General features: G+C 71.8%; 7 protein-coding genes and 2 pseudogenes. 7 read left to right on the forward strand and 2 right to left on the reverse strand.

What is annotated here, in order from left to right:
- Window positions 1-207: pseudogene (locus AC2W7J_RS13515) on the reverse strand (hypothetical protein); the annotation flags it as partial.
- Window positions 208-239: 32 nt separating this feature from the next.
- Between AC2W7J_RS13515 and AC2W7J_RS13520 the strand changes: the two are divergent.
- From AC2W7J_RS13520 to AC2W7J_RS13545, 6 genes and pseudogenes are all read left to right on the forward strand, one after another.
- A complete protein-coding gene (locus AC2W7J_RS13520) occupies window positions 240-1,439 on the forward strand; it encodes a sensor histidine kinase (RefSeq protein WP_485983011.1) in 1,200 nt (399 codons plus the stop codon).
- Between the two features lie 195 nt (window positions 1,440-1,634).
- Window positions 1,635-2,204 carry a LytR/AlgR family response regulator transcription factor gene (locus AC2W7J_RS13525; protein WP_485983012.1) on the forward strand — a complete coding sequence of 190 codons (570 nt, stop codon included), beginning with the start codon at window positions 1,635-1,637 and terminating at the stop codon, window positions 2,202-2,204.
- 1 nt (window position 2,205) lies between these two features.
- A complete protein-coding gene (locus AC2W7J_RS13530) occupies window positions 2,206-2,577 on the forward strand; it encodes a hypothetical protein (protein ID WP_485983014.1) in 372 nt (123 codons plus the stop codon).
- Window positions 2,574-4,085 carry a sodium/solute symporter gene (locus tag AC2W7J_RS13535; protein WP_255184374.1) on the forward strand — a complete coding sequence of 504 codons (1,512 nt, stop codon included), beginning with the start codon at window positions 2,574-2,576 and terminating at the stop codon, window positions 4,083-4,085. The genes AC2W7J_RS13530 and AC2W7J_RS13535 overlap by 4 nt, the downstream gene beginning before the upstream one ends.
- A 174-nt stretch (window positions 4,086-4,259) precedes the next feature.
- A pseudogene (locus AC2W7J_RS13540) lies at window positions 4,260-4,606 on the forward strand (DUF485 domain-containing protein).
- A complete protein-coding gene (locus AC2W7J_RS13545) occupies window positions 4,603-6,213 on the forward strand; it encodes a solute symporter family protein (RefSeq protein WP_192910818.1) in 1,611 nt (536 codons plus the stop codon). The pseudogene AC2W7J_RS13540 and the gene AC2W7J_RS13545 overlap by 4 nt, the downstream one beginning before the upstream one ends.
- A gap of 70 nt (window positions 6,214-6,283) precedes the next feature.
- Here the strand turns inward: AC2W7J_RS13545 and bioB are convergent, their stop codons facing one another.
- Complete coding sequence (gene bioB, locus AC2W7J_RS13550; RefSeq protein WP_485983016.1) at window positions 6,284-7,345, reverse strand: biotin synthase BioB; 1,062 nt, start codon at window positions 7,343-7,345, stop codon at window positions 6,284-6,286.
- A gap of 16 nt (window positions 7,346-7,361) precedes the next feature.
- Between bioB and AC2W7J_RS13555 the strand changes: the two genes are divergently transcribed.
- On the forward strand, window positions 7,362-7,548 hold a 187-nt coding region (locus AC2W7J_RS13555; protein ID WP_485983018.1), incomplete at its 3' end, for a hypothetical protein.

Here is a 7,548-nt window from a genome sequence, read left to right on the forward strand (position 1 = left end):
GTCGAGCGGGGCCCCCTGTCCGAGCTCGGCACTCGCCCAGGCACCGCGGACCCGCGACTCGGCGGAGGCCTCGGGGATGCGGCGACGCAGCGCCTCGTGCCAGCGGAGGTTGGTGCACACCTCTCGCGCCCTCTCGGACGCGGCGGCCACGTCGGGCAGGTCGGCGAGCTGGGTCAGGGCGGTGACGAGCGGGCTGGAGTCTGGCACCCCGACAGCGTAGGCGGGACTAGGGTTCGCGCATGGACGCCGGCCTGCACCTGCCCACCGTGGCGGTCGTCACCAGCGTCTTCGCCGCCGTGGCCCTCGTCGTCACCCTGGTGCGCTGGCGCCGGGCCCGACCGGGCTTCATCTCGGTCACCGACCACGCCACCTACGAGACCCTCCACACCGCCTCCCTCGCGGCGCGGCACCTCGCCGACGGCTTCACCGACGACGGGTGCGAACGGGCGGCGCCCTACCTGCGGGCGATGCTCGCCACCCCGGGGCTGGCGGTCTGCGACACCTCCGCCGTCGTCGTCTGGGAGGGCGAAGGGAGACACCACCTGCCGGCCGTGATGGATCAGGCCGCGGCGGTCCTCACCTCTGGTCAGCCGGTCGTGCTCGGCCCGGACGTCGTCACGTGCACCTCGACGGAGTGCCCGATCCGGGCGGCGGTCATCGCCCCGGTGACGGTCGACGACCGGGTCATCGGCGCCATCGCCGGCTACGGTCCGACGGTCTCGGCCGGTCTGGCCCGCGCGGCCGGCGAGGTCGCGGCCTGGGTCGCGACGCAGGTCGAACTCGCCGACCTGTCCTACGAGCGCACCCGGGCCATGGAGGCCGAGCTGCGCGCCCTGCGGGCGCAGATCTCCCCGCACTTCATCTACAACTCGCTGACGGCCATCGCCTCCTTCGTGCGGACCGACCCGGCCCGGGCCCGCGAGCTGCTCCTCGAGTTCGCCGACTTCACCCGCTACGCGCTGCGCCGTGACGGGGCCTTCACAACGGTGAGCGAGGAGCTGCGCAATGTCGAGCGCTACCTGGTCCTCGAGCAGGCGCGCTTCGGCGAGCGCCTGGGCATCACCCTCAAGATCGCGCCCGAGGTGCTGCCGGTGCGCGTTCCCTACCTCGCCATCCAGCCTCTGGTCGAAAATGCCGTCCGCCACGGCCTCGCGCCCAAGGAGGGCCCGGGGCACGTGACACTCAGCGCGACGGACCACGGGTCGGTCGCGGAGTTCAGCGTCGACGACGACGGGGTCGGTGCCCACCCCGAGACGATCCGCAAGGTGCTCGACGGCCAGTCCCGCGCCGACTCGGTCGGCCTGGGCAATGTCGACGCCCGCCTGCGCCAGGTCTACGGCGAGGAGTACGGACTGGTCGTCGACACCGCTCCGGGGGCCGGGATGCGTGTCTCCTTCCGGGTGCCCAAGTACTCCCCTGCCCTCGAGTATCCGGCCTAGTGTGGTGCCCATGCCGCCCCGCCCCACCGCGCTGACCGTCCTCGTCGTCGACGACGAGGCCCCGGCGCGCAACGAGGTCGCCTGGTTGCTCGACCAGGACGAGCGGGTCGGGCGCGTGCTCACCGCCTCGAGCGGCACGACCGCCCTCGCGGCCCTCGAGCGCGAGCACGTCACGTCGTCTTCAGCGACATCTCGATGCCGGGCCTCGACGGCATGCAGCTGGCCCGGGTCATCCGCCGCTTCAGCGAGCGCCCCCAGGTCGTCTTCGTCACCGCCCACGACTCCCACGCCGTCGACGCCTTCGACCTCGACGCCGTCGACTACCTCATGAAGCCGGTGCGCCCCGAGCGCATCGGCGAGGCGGTGCGCCGCTGCCTCGCCGCGACCGAGCTCCGAGAGGAGGAGCCCGCGGCGCCGGGCGAGGACGACGAGACGATCCCCGTCGAGCTCGGCGGGGTCACCCGCTTCGTCCGGCGCAGCGAGATCCGGTGGGTGCAGGCGCAGGGCGACTACGCGCGGCTGCACACCCCGACCGGGTCGCACCTCGTGCGCATCCCCCTGGCGACCCTTGAGGAGCGCTGGGCCGAGGCCGGGTTCGTACGCATCCACCGCTCCACGCTCGTGTCGACCCGGCACATCAGCGAGATCCACAACGACGGCGGCCGCTGCACGGTCCTCGTCGACGGGACCGAGCTGCAGGTCAGCCGTCGGCACACGCGCCACCTGCGCGGCACCCTCCTGCGGCCCCGGCCGGCGACGGACTGAGGTGAGCACCCCGCCGCAGCGGGTGCGCGTCACCCGGTCCCGCCGCCCCGTCCGCTCCGCCCGTCGTCGCACGGTCCGCGAGGAGATCGTCGACGAGTCGCGACTGGGCTCCACGTATGTCAACTCGCTGCGCCGGGCCCAGCTCCACCTCTCCCTCGGCACCATCGCGGTCGGCCTCGTGACGCTCGGGGCCCTGCCCCTGCTCTTCGCTGTCGTCCCCGCGCTGCGCGGCACCGGCGTGATGGGCCTGCCCTTCGCCTGGGTCGTCCTCGGCCTGCTCGTCTACCCCGCCGTCGTGCTCACCGCGCGCTGGTACGTCCGGGCCACCGAGCGTCTCGAGGCCGACTTCAGCGAGCTCGTCAGCCGCCGATGAGCCAGCCGCTCAGCGTCCTCGCGATCCTCCTCGTCTGCCTCACGACGCTCACCCTCGGCGCCCTCGGGCTGCGTCTGGCGAAGGGGACGAGCGACTTCTACGTCGCCGGCCGCACGGTCACCCCGTGGCGCAATGCCAGCGCCATCGGCGGCGAGTACCTCTCCGCCGCGAGCTATCTCGGGGTCGCCGGCCTCGTCTACGACCGCGGCGTCGACATGCTGTGGATGCCGGTCGGCTACACCGTCGGCTACCTCGTCCTGCTCATCCTCGTCGCCGCCCCCCTTCGCCGCTCCGGGGCCTACACGCTCCCCGACTTCGCCGAGACCCGGCTCGAGTCGGCCACGCTGCGTCGGGGGTGCGCGCTGCTCGTCGTCGGCATCGGCTGGCTCTACCTGCTCCCGCAGATGCAGGGGGCCGGCCTCGCGCTGCGGCACGTCAGCGGGGCGCCCACGTGGGTCGGTGCCGGCGTGCTGACGGTCATCGTGACGCTCAACGTCGTCGCCGGCGGCATGCGCTCGGTGACGCTCGTGCAGTCCGTGCAGTACTGGATCAAGCTGTCGGCGATCGCCGTCCCCGCCTTCGTCCTGCTCGCCGTGTGGCACCGCAGCGGTGCCCCGGCACCGCAGGCCGACACCTCCTGGTGGGAGCCGCTCACCGGTGACGCGCCGGGTCGCACCCTCTTCACGACCTACAGCACCCTCGCCGCGTTGTGCCTGGGCACGATGGGCCTGCCGCACATCGCGGTGCGCTTCTACACCAACCCCGACGGCGTCGCCGCCCGCCGCACGACCGTCTCCGTGCTCGCGCTGCTGTCGCTCTTCTACCTCTTCCCGCCGATCTACGGCTTCCTCGGCCGCGCCTACCTCGACCCGTCGGAGATCTCTGATGACCCGAGCCGCACGGTGGTGCTCGCCCTGCCGGGCGCGATGCTGCCCGGCCTCGACGGCCAGCTGCTCACCGCGCTGGCCGCCGGCGGCGCCTTCGCCGCCTTCCTCGCCACGGCTTCCGGCGTGACGATGTCGGTCGCCGGCGCCATCGACCAAGACGTCCTGCGACCGCTCGCCGCCCGTGTGACGCACGGCGACGCCAGCCCCTCGGCCTCCTTCCGCATCGCCGCCGCGACCGGGGTCCTCGCCCCCTTCGTCGTCGCCATCACCGCCGCCCCGATCGGCATCTCGTCGGCCGTCGGCCATGCCTTCGCCATCGCCGCGGCGACCTTCGCCCCGCTGCTGATCCTCGGCGTCTGGTGGCCACGACTCACGGCGAAGGGAGCGGCCGCGGGCATCACCGTCGGTGGCGTCACGACCCTCGTCGCCGCTCTCGTGTCCGTCACCGACCTCGCCCCGGGCGGCTGGCCGGGCGCGCTGCTCGCGGCTCCCACCGCGTGGGCCACACCCCTGGCCTTCGCCGTGACGATGCTCGTCTCGCTCGTCACGCCGCGGCCGCGCCGGTGGGCCCGCACGATGAGCCGGCTGCACGCGCCCGAGGACGTCCTCGCCGAGGCCTGACCGTTCGTCGCGCGCACGGCGCCGCTCACCGCACGGGGCGCGCCCGCACGGCGACGTCAGCACCCGCCGACCGCGGCACCCGACGCACCTCCCCCACCCGAGGTGTGGGCTGCGCCACTGTGGGCGCGTTCGGCCACCGATGTCCGAACCCACCCACGACCCGGAGGTGAGCCCATGAGCAACGACGCTCAGCCGCTCGGCGAGCGATACATCGCCGTGCAGGAGTCGCAGGAGTTCGGCCAGCTGCGCCGGACCTTCCGCAACTTCGTCTTCCCCGTGACCGCGTTCTTCCTCGCGTGGTACTTCCTCTACGTCCTGCTGTCGATGTTCGCCCCCGGATTCATGGGCACCAAGGTGCTCGGCAACATCAACATCGGCCTGATCCTCGGGCTCGGGCAGTTCGTCACGACCTTCGCCATCACCATCCTGTACATCCGCTGGGCCGGGCGGTCTTCGACCCCGCCGCGGAAGCCCTGGCCGAGCAGGTCGGTTCGCACGAGACCCCGGAGGTGGACGGATGAGCACCCTCGTCCCCGCGGCGACCCAGACCGGGTCCGCCACGCTCAACATCACGATCTTCGTCGTCTTCGTCGTCGTGACCCTGGCGATCGTCGTCAAGGTCGCGGCCGGCAGCAAGACCGCGAGCCAGATGTACACCGGCGGCGCGTCCTTCTCCGGCCGCCAGAACGGCCTGGCCATCGCCGGCGACTACCTCTCCGCGGCGAGCTTCCTCGGCATCGCCGGCGCCATCGCCTTGCAGGGCTACGACGGCTTCCTCTACTCGATCGGCTTCCTCGTCGCGTGGCTCGTCGCGCTGCTCCTCGTCGCCGAGCTCTTCCGCAACACCGGCCGCTTCACGCTCGCCGACGTCCTGTCCTACCGCCTGCAGCAGCGGCCGATGCGCATCGCGACGGCCACGTCCGTGCTCGCGGTCTCCTTCTTCTACCTCCTCGCCCAGATGGCCGGCGCCGGCGGCCTCGTCTCGCTGCTCCTCGGCGTCGACGGAGCCTTCGCGCAGAATGCCGTCATCGCGGTCGTCGGCATCGTCATGGTCGCCTACGTGATGATCGGCGGCATGAAGGGCACGACCTGGGTCCAGATGATCAAGGCCGTGCTGCTCATCGCCGCGACCGCGATCATGACCGTGTGGGTGCTCGGGATGTTCGGCATGAACTTCTCCTCGCTCATGCAGGAGGCCGTCGACAAGAACCCCGCCGCCGGCGAGAAGCTCCTCGAGCCGGGCCTGAAGTACGGCGTCAACCTCACGACCAAGATCGACTTCATCTCGCTGTCGCTCGCCCTCGTGCTCGGCACCGCCGGCCTGCCCCACGTGCTCCAGCGCTTCTACACGGTCCCGACGAGCAGGCAGGCGCGCAAGTCCGTCGAGTGGGCAATCTGGCTCATCGGCGGCTTCTACCTGCTGACCCTCGTCATCGGCTACGGCGCCGGCGCCCTCGTCGGCCCGGAGGTCATCAACGCCGCGCCGGGCAAGGCCAACGCCGCTGCTCCGCTGCTCGCCTACGAGCTCGGTGGCTCCTGGCTGCTCGGCATCGTCTCCGGCATCGCCTTCGCGACGATCCTCGCGGTCGTCGCCGGCCTGACGATCACGGCGAGCGCGAGCTTCGCGCACGACCTGTACAACCAGGTCTTCAAGCACGGCAAGGCCACCCAGGAGGAAGAGGTCAAGGTCTCGCGCTACGCCGCGGTCGGCACCGGTGTCGTCGCGATCCTCGGCGGCATGCTGGCCAAGGACCAGAACATCGCCTTCCTCGTGGCCCTGGCCTTCGCCGTCGCGGCGAGCGCGAACCTGCCGACCATCCTCTACAGCCTCTTCTGGAAGCGCTTCAACACCCGGGGTGCGCTGTGGTCGATGTACGGCGGCCTCGCCTCGGCGCTCATCCTCATCGCCTTCTCGCCCGTCGTCTCCGGGTCCGAGACCGCGATGCTCAAGAACGCCGACTTCGACATCTTCCCGTTGGCCAACCCCGGCCTGATCTCCATCCCGCTGGGCTTCTTCCTCGGCTGGCTGGGCTCGGTGACGAGCCAGGAGTTCAACCGCGCGAAGTACGCCGAGATGGAGGTGCGCAGCCTCACCGGTCACGGCGTCGCCGAGGTCATCGACCACTGACCGACCGTCGTCGCGCACCGATCGACGACGAAGGGGGGAGAGCCGCGGCTCTCCCCCCTTCGTCCTGTCCTCAGGCGTTGGCCGGGACGCTCGTGCCGGCTCCGCGGCGCCGGATGGCCGGCGCGGTCCCCGCCGCGCCGACGCTCGCCGGATCGTCGGCACCGAGGACGGTGAACCCGTGGTCGGCGATGAGCGTCAGGTCGTCCTCGGCGCTCTGCCCTTCGGCGGTGAGGTAGTCACCGAGGAAGAGCGAGTTGGCCACCTGCAGCGCCATGCCCTGCAGGCTCCGCAGGTGCATCTCGCGACCGGCGGCCATCCGCAGCTCGGCGGCAGGCGAGATCAGCCGGGCGGCGGCGAGGATGCGCAGGCAGCGCAGCGGGGTCAGCTCCCAGGTCTCCTGCTTGGGCGTCCCGTCGAAGGGGATGAGGAAGTTGACCGGCACCGAGTCCGAGCCCATATCCCGCAGCGCGACGAGCGCCTCGACGAGCTGCTCGTCGCTCTCCCCCAGGCCGGCGATCAGGCCGCTGCACGCGGACAGGCCCGCGCCCTGCGCCATCGCGACGGTGCGCACCCGGTCCTCGTAGGTGTGCGTGGTGACGATCGACTCGTGGTGCGACTCGGCGGTGTTGATGTTGTGGTTGTAGGCGTCGACGCCGGCCTCGCGCAGCCGGTCGGCCTGGCCGTCGCGCAGCAGGCCGAGGCAGGCGCAGACCTCGACATCGGGGTTCTCCTCCTTGATGGCGCCGACCATGCCCGCGACCCGCTCGATGTCGCGGTCGGTCGGGCCACGGCCACTGGCGACCATGCACACGCGCGAGGCGCCGCCGCGTACGCCGGCGCGGGCCTGGTCGAGGGCCTCGTCCTCCTTGAGCCAGGTGTACTTGAGGATCTCGCTCGTGGACCCCAGCGCCTGCGAGCAGTAGCCGCAGTCCTCCGGGCAGAGCCCGGACTTGAGGTTGACGAGGTAGTTGACCTTGACGGTCATGCCGAAGTGCGCGCGGCGCAGCCGGGCGATGGCCGCGACCGCGTCGAAGACGTCCTCGTCCGGGCAGCGCAGGATCGTCAGTGCGTCCTCGGGGGTGGCCTCGGCTCCTGCGAGGACCCCTTCGACGATCTCGTCATAGGTGGTCATGGTCATCCCTTCATCCGTGTCTTCCAGACTGGTCGTCGCCCACACCCCGGGCATGGAGCGCCTCCCCCCGCAGCCGCGCGTCACGCACGACCCGCACGACGAAGGGGGTGAGGATCGCCCCTGGGGGTTGCGCTCCAGGCCGCGCGCCCGCCGCCGCGTCCCCTCGTCTCGGTCGCCACCTCCGCGGTGGCGGGGGCACGGCC

It is taken from the genome of Janibacter sp. CFPM2_SD2, from assembly GCF_057364645.1.